This is a genomic window from Pseudomonas sp. CFBP13528 (assembly GCF_005233615.1).
GTDB classification, from domain to species: Bacteria; Pseudomonadota; Gammaproteobacteria; order Pseudomonadales; family Pseudomonadaceae; genus Aquipseudomonas; species Aquipseudomonas fluorescens_AM.
The window spans coordinates 208,351-224,864 of the sequence record NZ_QGAJ01000007.1; the positions used below are offsets into that span (position 1 = coordinate 208,351).

The 16,514-nt window shown below is 61.2% G+C and carries 16 protein-coding genes; 5 read left to right on the top strand and 11 right to left on the bottom strand.

Annotation, left to right across the window (positions count from 1 at the left end; all coding sequences use genetic code 11):
* Nucleotides 1-49: 49 nt before the first annotated feature.
* A complete protein-coding gene (locus PspCFBP13528_RS16040) occupies nucleotides 50-2,458 on the bottom strand; it encodes a glucose/quinate/shikimate family membrane-bound PQQ-dependent dehydrogenase (RefSeq protein ID WP_137200644.1) in 2,409 nt (802 codons plus the stop codon).
* Between the two features lie 318 nt (nucleotides 2,459-2,776).
* On the opposite strand from PspCFBP13528_RS16040, the gene PspCFBP13528_RS16045 reads away from it, so the two are divergent.
* Nucleotides 2,777-4,078 (top strand): Nramp family divalent metal transporter, encoded by a 1,302-nt coding sequence (locus PspCFBP13528_RS16045; RefSeq protein ID WP_065952765.1) that lies wholly within the window; start codon nucleotides 2,777-2,779, stop codon nucleotides 4,076-4,078.
* Between the two features lie 50 nt (nucleotides 4,079-4,128).
* Here the strand turns inward: PspCFBP13528_RS16045 and PspCFBP13528_RS16050 are convergent, their stop codons facing one another.
* Nucleotides 4,129-5,172, bottom strand: a complete 1,044-nt coding sequence (locus PspCFBP13528_RS16050) for an LLM class flavin-dependent oxidoreductase (RefSeq protein ID WP_137200646.1) — start codon at nucleotides 5,170-5,172, stop codon at nucleotides 4,129-4,131.
* Between the two features lie 57 nt (nucleotides 5,173-5,229).
* Nucleotides 5,230-5,715, bottom strand: coding sequence for a flavin reductase family protein (locus PspCFBP13528_RS16055; RefSeq protein ID WP_137200648.1), 486 nt, complete (start codon nucleotides 5,713-5,715; stop codon nucleotides 5,230-5,232).
* Between the two features lie 320 nt (nucleotides 5,716-6,035).
* Between PspCFBP13528_RS16055 and PspCFBP13528_RS16060 the strand changes: the two genes are divergently transcribed.
* The 3 genes from PspCFBP13528_RS16060 to PspCFBP13528_RS16070 all read left to right on the top strand — a co-directional run bounded on the left by PspCFBP13528_RS16060 (nucleotide 6,036) and on the right by PspCFBP13528_RS16070 (nucleotide 8,974).
* Complete coding sequence (locus PspCFBP13528_RS16060; protein WP_137200650.1) at nucleotides 6,036-7,442, top strand: cytosine permease; 1,407 nt, start codon at nucleotides 6,036-6,038, stop codon at nucleotides 7,440-7,442.
* A 171-nt stretch (nucleotides 7,443-7,613) separates the two neighbouring features.
* Nucleotides 7,614-8,609 (top strand): hypothetical protein, encoded by a 996-nt coding sequence (locus tag PspCFBP13528_RS16065; protein ID WP_065952866.1) that lies wholly within the window; start codon nucleotides 7,614-7,616, stop codon nucleotides 8,607-8,609.
* Nucleotides 8,610-8,611: 2 nt separating this feature from the next.
* Entirely contained in the window at nucleotides 8,612-8,974 is a 363-nt protein-coding gene (locus PspCFBP13528_RS16070) for a hypothetical protein (RefSeq protein WP_065952761.1), read from the top strand.
* A gap of 85 nt (nucleotides 8,975-9,059) precedes the next feature.
* Here PspCFBP13528_RS16070 and PspCFBP13528_RS16075 read toward each other — a convergent pair whose 3' ends face one another.
* From PspCFBP13528_RS16075 to ribBA, 5 genes are all read right to left on the bottom strand, one after another.
* Complete coding sequence (locus tag PspCFBP13528_RS16075) at nucleotides 9,060-10,214, bottom strand: ABC transporter ATP-binding protein (protein WP_137200651.1); 1,155 nt, start codon at nucleotides 10,212-10,214, stop codon at nucleotides 9,060-9,062.
* 17 nt (nucleotides 10,215-10,231) lie between these two features.
* Nucleotides 10,232-11,041, bottom strand: coding sequence for an ABC transporter permease (locus PspCFBP13528_RS16080; protein ID WP_065952759.1), 810 nt, complete (start codon nucleotides 11,039-11,041; stop codon nucleotides 10,232-10,234).
* 6 nt (nucleotides 11,042-11,047) lie between these two features.
* On the bottom strand, nucleotides 11,048-11,953 hold the full coding sequence (locus tag PspCFBP13528_RS16085; protein WP_241669099.1) for an ABC transporter permease: 906 nt from the start codon (nucleotides 11,951-11,953) through the stop codon (nucleotides 11,048-11,050).
* A gap of 2 nt (nucleotides 11,954-11,955) precedes the next feature.
* On the bottom strand, nucleotides 11,956-12,981 hold the full coding sequence (locus PspCFBP13528_RS16090) for an ABC transporter substrate-binding protein (protein WP_065952757.1): 1,026 nt from the start codon (nucleotides 12,979-12,981) through the stop codon (nucleotides 11,956-11,958).
* A gap of 178 nt (nucleotides 12,982-13,159) precedes the next feature.
* A complete protein-coding gene (ribBA, locus tag PspCFBP13528_RS16095) occupies nucleotides 13,160-14,266 on the bottom strand; it encodes a bifunctional 3,4-dihydroxy-2-butanone-4-phosphate synthase/GTP cyclohydrolase II (protein WP_137200655.1) in 1,107 nt (368 codons plus the stop codon).
* A 69-nt stretch (nucleotides 14,267-14,335) separates the two neighbouring features.
* On the opposite strand from ribBA, the gene PspCFBP13528_RS16100 reads away from it, so the two are divergent.
* A complete protein-coding gene (locus PspCFBP13528_RS16100; protein WP_101220921.1) occupies nucleotides 14,336-14,629 on the top strand; it encodes a DUF1330 domain-containing protein in 294 nt (97 codons plus the stop codon).
* 141 nt (nucleotides 14,630-14,770) lie between these two features.
* Here PspCFBP13528_RS16100 and PspCFBP13528_RS16105 read toward each other — a convergent pair whose 3' ends face one another.
* Genes PspCFBP13528_RS16105 through PspCFBP13528_RS16115 form a run of 3 tightly spaced genes read right to left on the bottom strand, consistent with a single transcriptional unit; the run spans nucleotide 14,771 to nucleotide 16,502 of the window.
* On the bottom strand, nucleotides 14,771-15,334 hold the full coding sequence (locus PspCFBP13528_RS16105) for an NUDIX hydrolase (RefSeq protein ID WP_065952754.1): 564 nt from the start codon (nucleotides 15,332-15,334) through the stop codon (nucleotides 14,771-14,773).
* A gap of 2 nt (nucleotides 15,335-15,336) precedes the next feature.
* Nucleotides 15,337-16,089 (bottom strand): GntR family transcriptional regulator, encoded by a 753-nt coding sequence (locus PspCFBP13528_RS16110; protein ID WP_065952753.1) that lies wholly within the window; start codon nucleotides 16,087-16,089, stop codon nucleotides 15,337-15,339.
* A gap of 23 nt (nucleotides 16,090-16,112) precedes the next feature.
* The gene (locus PspCFBP13528_RS16115; RefSeq protein ID WP_065952752.1) at nucleotides 16,113-16,502 is read right to left on the bottom strand and encodes a carboxymuconolactone decarboxylase family protein; all 390 of its coding nucleotides are present in this window, start codon (nucleotides 16,500-16,502) and stop codon (nucleotides 16,113-16,115) included.
* Nucleotides 16,503-16,514 lie beyond the last annotated feature (12 nt).

Genomic DNA, 16,514 nt, shown 5'->3' on the forward strand with positions numbered 1-16,514 from the left:
TTTCCAGACACAAAAGCGCGGTGCGGGCGCACCGCGCGAACAGGGGTTGTTACGGCAGGGAGTAGGCGATCACATAGTCGCCACGGTCGGTGGACTGGCGCGCACCGCCGGCGGTGACGACGATGTACTGCTTGCCGGTCTTGGGTGACACGTAGGTCATCGGGCCGCCCTGGCTGCCCACCGGCAGGCGGGCTTTCCAGATTTCATCGCCGTTGCCGCTGTTGAAGGCGCGCAGGTAGAAGTCCTGGGTGCCGGCGATAAAGATCAGGCCACCCTGGGTCGACAGCGTACCGCCGAGGGTCGGCAGGCCGACTTTGATCGGCAGGTGCATGCGGATGCCCAGGGGGCCGGTGTCTTCAACAGTGCCCACCGGTACTTGCCAGGCGATTTTCTGGGTTTTCATGTCGATGGCGGTCAAGGTGCCGAACGGCGGCGCCTGGCACGGAATGCCGGCTACCGACAGAAAGCGGTTCTTGTTCACCGCATAGGGCGTGCCCTTGAGCGGCACAGCGCCCATGCCGGTGTTCAGCGCTTCACCGCCGGAGGCCGCCAGGGCCTTGTTCTGCGACGGCACCATCTGGATCCACAGGCCCAGGCGCATGTCGTTGACGAAGATAAAACCGTGCACCGGGTCGGTGGAAATACTGCCCCAGTTCATGCCGCCCAGGGAACCCGGGAAACTCAGGGATTTATCGGTACCCGGCGCAGTGTACAGGCCGTCGTAGCGCATGCCCTTGAAGTCGATGCGGCACAGCAACTGGTCAAACGGCGTGGCGCCCCACATGTCCGATTCGGTCAGGGTCTGTGCGCCGATCTGCGGCATGCCCAGGGATTTGGGCTGGGTGGGGGAGTACGGCTCGTTGGGAATGTTCGCGGCTTTGACCGGCACTTCCTGCACGTCGGTCAACGGCTTGCCGGTGGCGCGGTCGAGTACATAGATTTGCCCGGCCTTGGTGCCGATCACCACGGCGGGCACCGCCTTGTCGCTGCCCGGCGGGGTGAAATCGATCAAGCTGGGTTGCATCGGCAGGTCGAAGTCCCACAGGTCATTGTGGACCGTCTGGTACACCCATTTCTCGGCACCGGTGGAAGCGTCCAGCGCCAGTACCGAAGCACCGTATTTATGATTGAGCTGGGTGCGCTCCACACCGTAGATGTCGGTGGACGAGCTGCCCATCGGCAGGAAGACCGTGTTCATCAGCGGGTCGTAGGACATCGGCGCCCAGCTGTTCGGGGTGCTGCGCACGTAGGTGCTGCCCTCGGCTGGCGCATGTTTGTCTTCAGGGTTGCCGGGGTCGAACGCCCAGCGCATCTGGCCGCTGATGATATCGAAACCACGGATCACGCCGCCGGGCATATCGGTCTGTACGTTATCCGCGACGCGACCGCCCACCACTACGGTGGTACCGGCAATCAGCGGCGCCGACGACAATTGGTAGTAGCTGTCCGGCACATTACCCAGGCCGGCCTTCAAATCCACTTGGCCGTGGGTGCCGAAGTCTTCGCAGAATTTGCCGGTGTCGGCATCCACGGCGATCAGGCGTGCATCGATGGTGTTGGTCAGCAGGCGACGCTGGCATTGCGCACCGGCGGCCACGCTGGCGGCAATGATCGGCGAGCTGTTGGGTTGGGTCGGCTGGGCAATCGGCGCAGTGGCGTCGAAGTAGGCCATCCCACGGCACCGCTGCCAGACCGCCGATTGGGCGTTGACCTCGTTCTTCCACAGTTCCTTGCCGGTGTCGGCGTCGAGCGCGATGAGGTTGTTGTGCGGGGTGCAGATGAAGACCTTGTTGCCGATCTGCAGGGGCGTCAGCTGGTCCTCGGCACCGTTACCGTCGCTGATCGCCACGTCACCGGTGTGGTAGGTCCAGGCGACTTTGAGCTTGTCGATGTTGTCGCGATTGATCTGGTCCAGCGCGGCGAAGCGGCTGCCGCCTTCGGTGTTGCCGTAGTGGGCCCAGTCTTTCTGGGCATCGGCCGCGGCCACCGGGGTGATGCCGGGGCCGGCGCCGGTCGGCGCGACGCTTGGGTGAGCGACGAACATATTGCCCGCCGCCACCGCCACGCCCAGCGCCAGTACAGCGGCGACGCCGTACGCACCACGCGCCGGTTTACCGACCAGCAGCGGATACACCAGCGCGACCACGATACCGATCACCGCGAACATGAACAGGCGCGAAAACAGCGGCCAGTACACCAGGCCCACATCCGCGACGGCCCATACGGCCGTGGCGACCAGGAACGCGGCGAACAGCCAGGCACCCGCCGGGTTGCGCCGGGCAATCAGCAGTCCGGCAAGGGCCATGGCCACGCCACCGACCAGGAAGTACCAGGAACCTCCCAGGCTGGCCAGTTTGGCGCCGCCAACGGCGAGGGCAAGGCCGAGCAGGGCGATGATCACGCCCAGGCCAAGGAGTAAGAATCTAGAGACGCCAGCGGCGCGCGATGCTCGTTTCATGTCGAAAGGGCTCGAGTGAGAGAGGGCAAAGCCTAATGCCGATCAGTTAGCGCAGATCCCCTCCCACATTTGATCTTCGCTGCGTTGAACATTTCGTTCGCTTAATTGACAGGCAATAGGGCAGGACCGCGATTTTAGCAAGATAAGTAACTGGTTAGTACATTTTGTCGCAGGGCGATGATTCCAGCGCGTCGCGGACAACCGGCGCGGCGCGAAACATTTATTAATACTTAACCGGCTATTGGAGTTGTACGACGTCGTATCAACTGTGTTCGACTATCACCGCTCTCACAAAAAAAATAACGGAGACTCCCCCCTATGACCGGTTTTCCTTCCGTCGAAGGCAAGGCTGCGGCGCCTGCGCCCGGCCATGTTGTACGACTTCTAAAGCTGCTCGGCCCCGGCGTTATCGCGGTACTGTCCTGGCTGGGCGCAGGCGATTTGATTACCTCCTCCGTTGCCGGCGCCAACTACGGCTACGCCATGATGTGGGTGCTCGCGGTGTCGCTGCTGCTCAGGTACCTGATCGTCAACATCATTGCGCGCTTCCAGCTGTGCAATAACCAAGGCATGACGATCCTTCAGGGCTATGCCCAGTTGAACCCGTTTTTCGCCTGGTTCCTGCTGGTGTATGCGCTGCTGATGGGGCATTTGATGAATGCCTACATGATCAAGGGCGCGGGTGAAGCCCTGGCCATGCTGTTCAAGACCGACTACGCGCTGCTGTGTTCGGTGGCGGTGGTGTTGGCGGTGTGGCTGCTGGTGGGGCGCAATATCTATTCGATGATCGAAGGCGTGATGAAGGGCCTGCTGGCGATCATGACCCTGGCGTTCATTGCCTTGGCAGTGATGTCCGGGCCGGACATGGCGGGTATTGTCAGAGGCACGATCGGTTTCAGCATTCCGCCGGATGAGGGCGTGCATGGCGCGTTGCTGGTGGCGGTCTCGGTGATCGGCGCGGTGGCGGGCTCGATCGCCAACTTTGTGCACCCCTATGTGATGCGCCAGAAGGGCTGGATCGGCCCGCAGCACAAGCGCATCCAGCGTAACGACCTGCTGTTCGCCGTGTTCGTCGGCATTGTGATCAACCTGGCGATCTGGATTGTCGGCGCCGAGATCCTGCGGCCCAACGGCATTGAAGTGAATACCCTGGGCGACCTGGGCAAGGCGCTGGAGATCTTCTTCGGCCCGATCGGCTGGTACATCTTCTTTATCGGCGTGTTCGCGACGCTGTTCGCCAGCATCTCGGGCAAGACCACGGCCTTTCCGATGCTGATCACCGATGCCTTCCAGCACGTGCGCCCCGGACGCCGGGAACGCTATGGCAAAGAGTTCCACCATGACCCGATGCACAAGTGGTTCATGCTGTTCATCCTGGTGACCCCGCTGGTCTGGTCACTGCCGGGCATGCCGGACTTTGTCACGCTGACCATTGGTGTCAGCGCGTTGAACATCATCGGTCTGCCAGTGATTTCCCTCGGCCTGCTGATCATGTCCAACCAGAAGTCGCTGCTCGGCAAGGAGTACCGCAATAACCTGTTCGAGAACATTGCGTTGCTCTTCGCCACGGGTCTGGCGCTGTGGGTCGCGTTCCAGTTGGGTGTCGAGCTGTTCAACTGATCACCGGGTGTGCAGGCGTCGCATCTGCTTGAAGCGACGCCTGCGGACGGTCAACGAAACGCTGGCATCACCTGCTCGATAAACAGGGCCAGGGACTTCTTCTTCTCGGCATGGGGCAGGCTGTTGTCGCACCAGAAGCTGAACTCATCCACGCCCAGTTCCTGGTAATACCGAATACGCGGGATGATCTCTTCTGCAGTGCCGATCATCGCGGTTTTGTGCAGGCTCTCCAGTTCGAACTCGGGGCGTGCGGCGAACTTCTCTTCCGGACTTGGCTCCAGGAAACCGTTGACCGGCACGCTCTTGTTACCGAACCAGGCATCGAAGGTGCGATAGAACTTCGAGATCGCCTTGGCCCCGACTTTCCAGCCCTGCGGATCATCAGCGGCGTGCACGTGGGTGTGACGCAGCACCATCAACTGCGGGCGCGGCACGCCAGCGTTGTTGTCCAGGGCAGCCTGGAATTTGTTTTTCAGGTCCAGGACTTCTTCATCGCCCTTCATCAGCGGCGTGACCATCACGTTGCAGCCGTTGGCCACGGCGAAATGATGGGAGTCGGGGTCGCGGGCGGCGATCCACATCGGTGGGCTGGGCTGCTGGATCGGCTTGGGTACGCTGGTGGAGGTGGGGAATTTCCAGATGTCGCCGTCGTGGGCGTAGTCGCCTTTCCACAGGGCGCGCACTACCGGCACCATTTCGCGCAGGGCCTGGCCACCGCTCGAGGCAGGCATGCCGCCGGCCATGCGGTCGAACTCGACCTGATAAGCGCCACGGGCCAGGCCTACTTCCATGCGCCCGTTGCTGATCACGTCGAGCAACGCGCATTCGCCCGCCACCCGCAGCGGGTGCCAGAACGGCGCGATGATGGTGCCGGCGCCCAGATGGATAGTGGTGGTCCTGGCCGCGAGGTAAGCCAGCAGCGGCATGGGACTTGGCGATATGGTGTATTCCATCGCGTGGTGTTCGCCAATCCACACGGTGCTGAAACCACCGGCTTCGGCCATCAGGGTCAGTTCGGTCAAGTCTTCGAACAACTGACGGTGGCTGACGCTTTCATCCCAGCGTTCCATGTGTACGAACAGCGAAAATTTCATGACGCGTACCTCGGATCTATTGTTGTTTTCCGCAAAAAAAATGGGTTCAGCGGGGTATCAGGCAGGCACCGGCAGGGTACCCATCTTGCCGTGGCAATACACCAGGGGTCCATTCGGCTGTGTCGGCACGATCAGGTTCTTGACCGAGCCAACCATGATTGCGTGGTCGCCGCCTTCGTATTCGCGCCACAACTGGCATTCAATGACCGCCGTGGCATTGGCCAGGATCGGATTGCCCAATGCACTCAGGGTCCACTCGATGCCCTGGGCCTTGTCCTTGCCTTTGCGCGCAAAGGCATAGGCTTCGCTTTGCTGTCCGCCGGACAACACATGGATGGCGAAGCGCTTGTTCTTGATCAGTACGGGGTAGGAGTCAGAGCTGTAGTTGGGGCAGAAGAGCACCAGGGCCGGGTCCATGGACAGCGTGCTGAACGCGCTGGCGGTGAGGCCGACGATTTGCCCGTCGTCGTCCAGCGTAGTAATTACGGTGACCCCGGACGGAAACGAACCCATCACTTGTTTGTAGACGGCGGCATCGATCATGGGATTGTCCTCTGCTATGAAGCGGTTTTTTTTAAATTTATAGGTCTGATGGTATACCGTAATACATGAGTTGCAAGGGCTTTTTTAAACGGGCGATAAACGTGTCAAGAACCGCAAAAAACCCTCTATTACGGGAATTTATGCCTTGATAATGGGTTTTCTCGGGGCGGGATTGCCGGATCGGAGGGGGCTAAAACAACGGATCAGTCTTGTTAAAAGCTTGGAATACCATAATATGGTGTTCATGCTGAGGGCGGCCCTAGAGTTCCCCTCGGTTGGCGTCAAACAACTATAAGATCAGACAAACGCGAGTTATTCCTATGCCTCAGATGTCCCGGCAAGACCCCCTGATCGAGCATCACACGGTCGATTACGTCCCCCTCTCAGAGCGCCACGGGAAAGCCCGCGACCTGTTCACGTTGTGGTTCAGCACCAATATCGCGCCGCTGCCCATCGTCACCGGCGCAATGGTGGCCCAGGTGTTTCATCTCAATCTGATTTGGGGGCTGCTGGCGATTGCCCTTGGGCATCTGCTTGGCGGCATCGTGATTGCCCTCGCATCCGCCCAGGGCCCGCGCATGGGCATCCCGCAGATGGTGCAGAGCCGTGGCCAGTTCGGGCGCTACGGCGCGCTGCTGATCGTATTTTTCGCGGCGCTGATCTACATCGGCTTTTTCATTTCCAACATCGTGCTGGCCGGCAAATCCATCGTCGGCATCGTGCCGTCGGTCCCGGTGCCGGCGAGCATCCTGATCGGCGCCCTCAGCGCCACGGCCATCGGCGTGATCGGCTACCGCTTTATCCATACCTTGAATCGCATCGGCACCTGGGTGATGGGCAGCGCGTTGCTCGCCGGGTTTGTCTACATCTTTGCCCATGACCTGCCGGCCGACTTCCTCACCCGCGGCGGTTTCAACGCCGCCGGCTGGCTGGCCACGGTGTCGCTCGGGGTGATCTGGCAGATCAGCTTCTCGCCCTACACCAGTGACTATTCGCGCTACCTGCCGGCGGACATCGGCATCACCCGGCCATTTATCGCCACCTACCTGGGCGCAACACTGGGCACCATCCTGTCGTTCGCCTTCGGCCTGGTGGCGGCACTGGCGACACCGGAAGGCACCGAAGCGATGGTCGCGGTCAAGCAAGCCACGGGCGCGCTGGGGCCGATCCTGATGGTGCTGTTCCTGCTCAATATCATCAGCCACAACGCACTGAACCTGTACGGCGCGGTGCTCTCGATTATCACCTCGATCCAGACCTTCGCCAGCCGCTGGACGCCCAGCATCAAGGTGCGCGTAGTGCTGTCGGGCGTGATCCTCGCCGGTTGCTGTGTAGTGGCGCTGGGCGCGTCGGCGGACTTCATCGCGCAATTTATCGGATTGATCCTCGCGCTGTTGCTGGTGCTGGTGCCGTGGGCCTCGATCAACCTGATCGACTTCTACATCATCAAGCGCGGGGTGTACGACATCGCCTCGATCTTCCAGGCCGACGGCGGGGTGTATGGCCGGTTCAACCTGCATGCGATCGTGGCATATTTCATCGGCATCATCGTGCAATTGCCGTTTGCCAATACGTCGTTGTATGTGGGGCCCTGGGCCAACCTGGTGGAAGGCGCGGACTTGTCGTGGCTGGTGGGGTTGGTGGTGACGTGTCCTTTGTATTACTGCCTGGCGACGCGCAAGCAGACGCAGAAGGTTCGTGCGGTAAGGCTGGGTTATTCGGACTGATCATCACGTCAAATCAAATACCCGGCGCTTGCCGGGTATTTTTCTGTAGTCGGTTTTTCCTGGCGGCGTAGGCAACTTCTCTATTTATCTTCACTCCTTGCTGCTTGTTTCCGGGCCGTATTCGCTTGCCTATATTCCGACGCCATCTCTATTGGACGCGGGATGCAGGGCATGGCGCAGAGTTATATCAACGACCATACAACCGACTACAGCAGCTTGAAGTCCCGCTTGATGGGGGGAGGCTTGAGCCGCCAGCGCTCCGACCATTTTGATGTGCTCAACCGGCACCTGCGCCATGGGCTGGTCACGCCGGGGCAATTAGTGATTATTCCCGATGCACACAGCGTGGAATGCTCCAGGGACGAAGCCTGGTTGATGCGCCATGCCGAGCAGGTGCGGCGCGACCTGGAACAGCACTCATCGACCGGCGCGGCGGTGGTCAATGACTATGACTTGCTGCAGAGCTTGCTGACCTATGGCTCGATTGGCGTCGGCAGCGCGACATCGGCCTGGGCGCGGCATTTGGATGAAACAGTGCATACGTTGGAGGAAATAGAGCGTTTGCATCAACGATTGAAAACGGGCGGGTTGGATCGCGAGACTTTCATTCGCCAGCGGCAGATGCTGTTTGCATTGCTGGATACTCAACTGCGTGGCGCGGGCAGATTGGGCACGGGCTTGCGCAGCAACCAGTCGTTGAAGGAGGTCCTCGGGGTCTCCACCAACAGCTATTTGCACAAGGGCGAGATTGCCGGCTATGCCCAGCGGATGGGGGCGATTGCGCAAGTGTCGAAGTGGTTGGGCAAGGGTATGTATGTGGGAATGGCGATGGACGTTGGCGCGGCGGGATTGGAGATCAAGGAGGCCTGTATGACCGGGAGGGAGGCGCAGTGTCGGCGAGCCAAATACGTGGAGACGGGGCGGTTGGCGGGTAGCGTGACGGGGGCCTCGATCGGGGGAGTCTATGGTGCAAGGGTTGGGCGGAGTGTTTGTAAGATAGCTTTCGCTATTTCGACCAAGGGACGCGCTGAGTTGGCCTGTGGAATTATCGGTGGCGCTGCGGGAGGGTACGCAGGAGGTTCTTTTTTGGGAGATGTCGGTGCTTTCCTGGGTGGAGAGATCCTAGAGGTCGATGGTGTTTTTTTATTTCAATCAGAGGGGGCTTAATAATGTCGCTCTTTCTTGTCTATAGCATCGTGCTGATGGCTGGGACGCACGTCCTTTTGGGGCTGATTCTATACGCCGAATATAGAAAACTCGACGAGCTGGAAAGTTACTTCAGTGACAACGAAAGAGTTCGTAGGCATAAACGTTTTTGGAAAAGAAACCAACGGATCGATAGGTTTCACCGCATGGGGCTTATGGTTGATTTCCTGTCCGATTCAAAGCGCTTCGTGAAAGCTGGCCTCGTCACCGAGGAAGAGTTGGCGTCAGTTCCTTTAGCGCTCAGAAGATGGGCATTGTGGCCCTATCGCAGCTGTCATATCTGGGCGATTGCAACCGTCATCTGGGCCATTTGGTACAGAGGTTGATACGAAGCTCCGATGGCGGAACGGCCAGCTACAAACGAGCTGACACTCTCCCAGCCGCTGCCACATGAAGCCTTCCAAGGCAGGCTCAATGCGCCCCGGCCGCCTTGTTCAAATCACTCTCGGCCCACTGCGTATACACACACGCATCCGCCGTGGCCCAGCGCACCCGCACCGGGTCACCGGCCTTGAGCGGCATGCCCGCAGCAGACAGCGCCTTGACCGTCATCGAAGTCCCACCCAGGGTTTTCACCGCGCACGTCTGGCTCTCGCCCAGAAACAGCACCTCCCCGACAATCGCCGAAACCTCATTCCAGCCCGCCGCCAGCGGTTGCTCGGTGGCCTGTTCGACGCTCAGCGCCAGGGCCTTTTCCGGGCGCACCATCAGCAATACGTCCTGCTCGGTGCGCAGCCCGGTGGTCAGGCGGATCGACAGCGACTGGCCTTCGAACGACGCTGCCGCATTGCCCTGGGCCTTGAGCTTGAGGAAGTTGGAATTGCCCAGGAACGAGGCGACAAACGCGTTCGGCGGGTTCTGGTACAGGTCGAAACCGCTGCCCAGGCCGACGATTTTGCCGTGGCTGAAAATCGCGATGCGCTGGGACAGGCGCATGGCTTCTTCCTGGTCATGGGTCACGTAGACGATGGTGATGCCCAGGCGCCGGTGCAGCTGGCGCAGCTCGTCCTGCAGGTCTTCACGCAGCTTCTTGTCGAGGGCGCCGAGGGGTTCGTCCATCAGCAGGATACGCGGCTCGTACACCAGCGCGCGGGCGATGGCGACGCGTTGTTGCTGGCCGCCGGAGAGTTGCGAAGGGCGGCGATGGGCGAACGGTTCCAGCTGCACCAGCTTGAGCATGGCGTCAACGCGTTTCTCACGTTCGGCGCTGGCCAGTTTGCGGATGGCCAGGGGGAAGGCGATGTTGTCGCGCACCGACAAGTGCGGAAACAGCGAGTAGCGTTGAAACACCATGCCGATGTCGCGCTTGTGCGGCGGCACGTTGACCAGGGATTGCCCACTCACCAGGATCTCGCCGCTGCTCGGCGTTTCAAAGCCGGCGAGCATCGACAGGGTGGTGCTCTTGCCCGAGCCGCTGGAACCAAGGAAGGTGAGGAACTCGCCGTCCTGGATGTCCAGGGAGATGTTGTCCACGGCGGCAAAGTCGCCGTAGTACTTGTTCAGGTTGCGCAGGCTCACCAGGGGTTGGCCGGGGTTCTGCGTGGCATCTTGGATCACTGCACTCATGTTCTGCTCCTGGGCGCCTAGGCGCGGGTTTCGGTGCGCCGACGAAGGGCGGCGGCAATCACCATGACCAGTACCGACAGGCCGATCAGCAACGTCGAGGCGACGGCGATCACAGGCGTCAGGTCCTGGCGCAGGGTGGTCCACATTTTGACGGGAAGGGTTTGCAGGGTCGGGCTGGCCATCATCACGCTGAGCACCACTTCGTCCCACGAGACGAGAAAGGCGAACAGCGCACCGGCCACCATCCCTGGGCGAATCGCCGGGAAGGTCACCTTGAACACCGCCTGCACGCGCGAGGCGCCGCAGATCACCGCCGCGTCTTCAATCGACTGGTCGAACAGCTTCAGCGAGTTGATGATCGAGATGATGGTGAACGGCAGCGCGACAATCACATGGCTGACCACGAAGGCGAACATCGTGCCGGTGTAGCCGAGCTTGAGGAACAGCGCGTACACCGCCACGGCGATGATCACCAGCGGCACGATCATCGGCAGGGTGAACAGACCGTAGAGCAGCTCGCGACCGGGGAAGCGTCCGCGCACCAGGGCAAAGGCGGTCGGCAGCCCCAGCGCGACGGCGAAGAACGTGGTCAGCACCGCCACCTTGAGACTGGCCATCGCCGCGTTCATCCAGTCGGGGTTGGAGAAGAACTGGCCGTACCATTTCAGCGTCCAGCCCGGTGGCGGGAACACCAGCCATTGCGACGAACCGAACGACAGCAACACGATGAATACGATCGGCAGCAGCAGGAACAGGCCAATCAAACCGGTGGTGGTGTAGAGGCCCAGGCGCATCCTGCGGCTCATGGCGTTGGGGGTCAGGAGCATGACGGCTTACCTCGCGTTGCTGGCGCCAACCGGGGATTCCGGCTGGAGCTTCAGGTACAAGTAGAACAGCACCAGCGTGATGAAAATCAGCAACGCCGCACCGGCACTGGCCAGGCCCCAATTGAGGAACGATTGCACCTGCTGAATGATGAACTCGGGCAGCATCATGTTCTGCGCTCCACCCAGCAGGGCCGGGGTGACGTAGTAACCGAGGGACATCACGAACACCATCAGCCCGCCGGAAAACAACCCCGGCCGACACAGCGGCAGGAACACCCTGAAGAAGTTGGTCCACGGGCTGGCGCCACAGATGGAGCCGGCCTGCAGGATCATCGGGTCGATGGACTGCATGGTCGCCTGCAGCGGCAACACGATGAACGGAATCATGATGTAGCTCATGCCGATCACTACGCCGGTGAGGTTATGCACCATCTCCAGCGGTTGATCGATGATGCCCATGGCCATCAACGCCTTGTTGATCACCCCCGAGGCCTGCAGCAATACCAGCCAGGAATAGGTGCGGGCGAGCAGGCTGGTCCACATCGACAGCAGCACGATACTCAAGATCCAGCGGCCCCAGCCGCGCGGCACCAGGGTAATCGCCCAGGCCAGCGGAAAGCCCAGCAGCAGGCTGAACAGCGTCACCAGGCCGGCTACCGAAAAGGTATTGAGCAACACCCGCGCATACGCGGAATTGGCAAACAGCTGTTCGTAATTGCCCAGGCCCGGCACCGGCTCCAGCACGCCACGCAGCAGCAGGCCGATCAGCGGCGCCAGGAAGAACAGGCCAAGGAACAGCAGTGCCGGGATCAGGTTGCTCGATCCGCGCCAACGCCTTGCCAGGGACGGCGCCCCGACCCTGGCGCCAACGGCACCGCCGATGGCGCCTTCGGCCCGCGTGGTTGCCGTCATTTTCATTTGACTAGCCATTCATTCCACCGTGTCGCAATGGCTTGGCCGTTCTTGGCCCAGTAGGCGAAATCGAGGGTGATCTGGTCCTTGGCGTAGGCCGTCGGCAGGTTGGGCGCCAGGACTGAATCCAGGCGCTGCACGCTGTCGATGTTCACCGGTGCATAGGCGGTCAGGTTGGAGAAATCAGCCTGGCCCTTGGCGCTGCTGGCATTGGCCAGGAATTTCATCGCGGCCGCTTTGTTTTTCGAGCCTTTAGGCACCACGAGAATGTCGGCCATCACCAGGTTCTGCTTCCAGCTCACGCCCACCGGTGCGCCATCTTCCTGCAAGGCGTGAATGCGACCGTTCCAGAACTGGCCCATGCTGACTTCGCCGGAGGCCAGCAACTGTTGCGACTGCGCGCCGCCGCCCCACCAGACGATGTCTTTCTTGATCGTGTCGAGTTTGTTGAAGGCGCGGTCCAGGTCCAGGGGGTAGAGCTTGTCGGCTGCAACACCGTCGGCCAGCAGCGCCAGTTCGAGCACGCCTGGGCTTGGCCATTTGTAGAGGGCGCGTTTGCCGGGGTAGGTCTTGGTGTCGAACAAGGCGCTCCAGTCCTGCGGTTTGCCGGCGCCGAGCTTGCCTTCGTTATAGCCGAGCACGAAGGAGAAGAAGAATGAGCCGACGCCATGGTCGGAGACGAAGCGCGGGTCGATCTTGTCGCGCTGGATCACCGAGAAGTCGAGGGGCTCGAGCAGGCCTTCGGCGGCGGCGCGCAGTGCGAAGTCGGCTTCGACATCCACCACGTCCCACTGTACGTTGCCGCTTTCAACCATGGCCTTGAGTTTGCCGTAGTCGGTGGGGCCATCCTGGACCACGGTGATGCCGCTGGCCTTGCTGAAAGGATCGGCCCACGCCTGCTTCTGCGCATCCTGGGTGCTGCCGCCCCAGCTGACGAAATTGACGCTTTCGGCTGCCATGGCCGCGTGGGAGGCCACGCTCAACAATCCCGCGAACAGCAGCGCGGTTGTACCTTTGTTCAACACCATGTTTACGCCCTCATTGTTGTGTTTATGAGCGGGGCTTTGGAGTGCCCGCCTATCGGGAGCAGTCGGTCCGGACCACTTATTGGGGGTGTCCGGACCATGGAATATCATATTATGGTATTCCAAACTTTGCGCAAGCACTTTGCCATACCGGCTATCCGCCGGCGCTGGGTTTCTCACCTCAGATGAAGGGGATGCTTTCCACGACTTCCAGGTCGTAACCGGTCAAGCCTGCGTATTTCAGCGGTGGTCCGAGGTGGCGCAGTTTGCCCACGCCCAGATCCTGCAATATCTGCGCGCCGGTACCCACTTCCGAGTAAATCCGTGATTGGGAGCGGCTGAACTGACGTGGCGCCTGGGTCAACTGCGGTACGCGTTCGAGCAGTGCCTGGGACGATTCATGGTTGGCCAGCACCACCACCACGCCGCAGCCCTCTGCCGCCACGCGTTGCAGGGCGGCCCACAAGGTCCAGTTGGACGGCCCGCTGTAGTCGGCGCCGACCAGGTCGCGCAGCGGGTCGATTACATGCACACGCACCAGCGCCGGTTCATCGCGGCGCAGTTGGCCCATGACCATGGCCATGTGCACGCCGCCGTCGATGCGGTCTTCAAAGGTGATCAGGCGAAAGGTGCCGTGCACCGTGGGCAGGTCGCGTTCGCCGATGCGTACCACGGTGCGTTCGGTGCTGAGGCGGTAGTGGATCAGGTCGGCGATGGTGCCGATCTTGATCCCGTGCTTGCGGGCAAAGGCTTCCAGCTCGGGACGGCGGGCCATGGTGCCGTCGTCGTTCATCACTTCGACAATCACCGAGGCCGGTGTGTGCCCGGCCAGGCGCGCCAGGTCGCAACCGGCTTCGGTGTGGCCGGCGCGGGTCAGCACACCACCATCCCGGGCGCGCAACGGGAAGATATGCCCTGGCTGCACAATATCGGCGGGCCCCGCGTTGATGTCCACAGCCGCCGCAACGGTGCGTGCGCGATCGGCGGCGGAGATGCCGGTGGTCACGCCGGTGGCGGCTTCGATGGACACGGTAAACGCAGTGCTGAACACGCTGCCATTGCTGGGCACCATCTGCTCCAGGCCCAGGCGTTGGCAATGTTCATCGGTGAGGGTCAGGCAGATCAGGCCACGGGCCTCGCGGGCCATGAAGCTGATAGTCTCGGCGGTGCAACACGCCGCAGGCAGCAGCAGGTCGCCTTCGTTTTCCCGGTCTTCGTCGTCCACCAGAAGCACCATCTTGCCCTGGCGGTAGTCTTCGATGATGTCTGCGATGTTGTTGAAGGGCATGGGGAGTGCTCTGCTTGTTGGTTGTATGTATTATGGTATACCACAAATTCCAAACAAGAGGATGTCTCGATGAAGGCCTATTGGATTGCCCATGTGGACGTGTCCGATGCAGAGCAATACACCCAGTACACCCAGCGCGCCCCGGCGGCGTTTGCGAAGTTCGGCGGACGATTTCTGGCCAGGGGCGGGCGCAGTGAGGCGCTGGAAGGCGGGCCGGCACGGCAGCGCAATGTGGTGATTGAGTTTGATAGCTACGAGCAGGCGGTGGCGTGCTATGAGTCTGCTGAATATCAGGAGGCGAAGGGGCACAGAGCGGGGGTGGGGGAGGCGCAGATCATAATCGTGGAAGGGCTGGCATCCTAGGCCACACGAGACCGAGTGTGGTCCAAATGTGGGAGGGGGCTTGCCCCCGATGGCGGTGGGTCAGTTATAAACAAGCTGACTGACAGGCCGCTATCGGGGGCAAGCCCCCTCCCACATTTTGAACTGATTCTGGGCTGAAGATCAGCGCATGAAGTGAATCTTGCCGCTGTCATCATTCCCCATATAGATGCCGTACACCCCCGCCTGGCGCTCTTCGATATAGCGCTCCAGGATCTGCCGGATCGCCGGGTAGTAGATGCTGTCCCAGGGGATGTTTTCGGGGGCGAAGAATGTGTAGGCCAGGGTTTCCGGGCCGAACTGGCCGGTGGTCTCCAGCGCGATGGCACGGAAGATGATGTACACCTCGCTGATCTTCGGCACGCTGAAGATCGAGTAGGGCGACACGATCTCGGCGCGCACACCGGTTTCTTCCCAGACTTCGCGCAACGCCGCTTCTTCGGTGGTTTCGCCACCTTCCATGAAGCCCGCCGGCAGCGTCCAGGTGCCGGGGCGCGGGGGGATTGCGCGCTGGCACAGCAGGTATTTGCCGTCCTGCTCGATGATGCATCCGGCGATGATCTTGGGGTTGATATAGTGGATGTAGCCGCAGCCCCGGCACATCAGGCGCTCGTGGGTGTCGCCCGGTGGCAGCTGATGACTAAGGTCACGGCCGCCGCAGGTCGGGCAGAAGCTGGGGCTGGGCACGGTCAGTGACCTATGCGCGGTTCTTTGAGCGCGATGGGCAGGGTTATCTCGGGGAGCTTGCCGGTTTCTTCCTGTTTGCGCTTGAGGTAATCCAGGGCCACGGCTGCCGCCGCACGCACGTGATCGACGCAGGCCTGGTGGGCGGCAAGGGGGTCGCCGCTCTTGATCGCCTGGACCATGCGTTCCATTTCCTGGTTGCTGGCGCCACGCCGGTTCTGCTGGGACACCGAGGTTGCGCGCAGGTAGCTGATGCGCGCCTGCAACTGGCGCAATTGCGTGGCGGCCACGTGGTTGCCGGAGCCTTCGAGCAACACATCGTAGAAGCCCTGCACGGAGTCGATCACTTGCTGCAGTTCGCCTTCCTTGAGGGCCTTGCGGTTTTCCTCGAGGGCTTTTTCCAGGGCCTTGATGTCCTTGGCCTTGGCGCGCAGGGTGAACAGCTGCACGATCAAGCCTTCGAGCACGCAGCGCAGTTCATAGATATCGACGGCATCGGCCAGGGTGATGATCGCCACCTGCGGGCCCTTGGCATCGGCGAATTCCACCAGGCCTTCGGACTCCAGGTGGCGCAAGGCTTCGCGCACCGACGTGCGGCTGACGCCAAGGCGGTCGCACAGGTCGCGCTCCACCAGGCGGTCACCGGGCAGCAGCTGGAAATTCATGATGGCGCTGCGCAGTTTCTCCAGCACGATTTCGCGCAGGGTGACCGGGTTGTGATTGACCTTGAAGCTGTCGTCGAGGGGCGCGCGTTTCATGGGGTTTGCTCTGAATGTAGCGGTTAACTGGAGGCCTCGGCATCGGCTTGCGCGAAGGCTTCACGGGCCAGCCGGAAGCTGTCCACGGCGGCGGGAACCCCGCAATAAATGCCGACCTGAAGCAGAATTTCGCGTATTTGTTCACGACTCAGCCCGTTGCGCAAGGCGCCGCGCACGTGCAGCTTGAGTTCGTGAGGCCGATTGAGGGCCGAAATCATTGCCAAGTTTATCATGCTGCGTTCCTTAAGCGACAAACCCTCCCGGCCCCACACATGGCCCCAGCAGTACTCGGTGACCATCTCCTGCAGTGGTCGGGTGAAGTCATCGGCATTGTCGATTGAACGCTGTACGTAGGCTTCACCCAAGACCTGCGTACGGATTTTCAGGCCTTGTGCATATTTGTCGTTGCTCATGGTTCAGCGCTC

Bases quoted from the DNA above. Each gene is read 5' to 3' on its own strand.
- PspCFBP13528_RS16040 (WP_137200644.1), bottom strand. From the start codon at position 2,458: ATGAAACGAGCATCGCGCGCCGCTGGCGTCTCTAGATTCTTACTCCTT.
- PspCFBP13528_RS16045 (WP_065952765.1), top strand. From the start codon at position 2,777: ATGACCGGTTTTCCTTCCGTCGAAGGCAAGGCTGCGGCGCCTGCGCCC.
- PspCFBP13528_RS16050 (WP_137200646.1), bottom strand. From the start codon at position 5,172: ATGAAATTTTCGCTGTTCGTACACATGGAACGCTGGGATGAAAGCGTC.
- PspCFBP13528_RS16055 (WP_137200648.1), bottom strand. From the start codon at position 5,715: ATGATCGATGCCGCCGTCTACAAACAAGTGATGGGTTCGTTTCCGTCC.
- PspCFBP13528_RS16060 (WP_137200650.1), top strand. From the start codon at position 6,036: ATGCCTCAGATGTCCCGGCAAGACCCCCTGATCGAGCATCACACGGTC.
- PspCFBP13528_RS16065 (WP_065952866.1), top strand. From the start codon at position 7,614: ATGGCGCAGAGTTATATCAACGACCATACAACCGACTACAGCAGCTTG.
- PspCFBP13528_RS16070 (WP_065952761.1), top strand. From the start codon at position 8,612: ATGTCGCTCTTTCTTGTCTATAGCATCGTGCTGATGGCTGGGACGCAC.
- PspCFBP13528_RS16075 (WP_137200651.1), bottom strand. From the start codon at position 10,214: ATGAGTGCAGTGATCCAAGATGCCACGCAGAACCCCGGCCAACCCCTG.
- PspCFBP13528_RS16080 (WP_065952759.1), bottom strand. From the start codon at position 11,041: ATGCTCCTGACCCCCAACGCCATGAGCCGCAGGATGCGCCTGGGCCTC.
- PspCFBP13528_RS16085 (WP_241669099.1), bottom strand. From the start codon at position 11,953: ATGACGGCAACCACGCGGGCCGAAGGCGCCATCGGCGGTGCCGTTGGC.
- PspCFBP13528_RS16090 (WP_065952757.1), bottom strand. From the start codon at position 12,981: ATGGTGTTGAACAAAGGTACAACCGCGCTGCTGTTCGCGGGATTGTTG.
- ribBA (WP_137200655.1), bottom strand. From the start codon at position 14,266: ATGCCCTTCAACAACATCGCAGACATCATCGAAGACTACCGCCAGGGC.
- PspCFBP13528_RS16100 (WP_101220921.1), top strand. From the start codon at position 14,336: ATGAAGGCCTATTGGATTGCCCATGTGGACGTGTCCGATGCAGAGCAA.
- PspCFBP13528_RS16110 (WP_065952753.1), bottom strand. From the start codon at position 16,089: ATGAAACGCGCGCCCCTCGACGACAGCTTCAAGGTCAATCACAACCCG.
- PspCFBP13528_RS16115 (WP_065952752.1), bottom strand. From the start codon at position 16,502: ATGAGCAACGACAAATATGCACAAGGCCTGAAAATCCGTACGCAGGTC.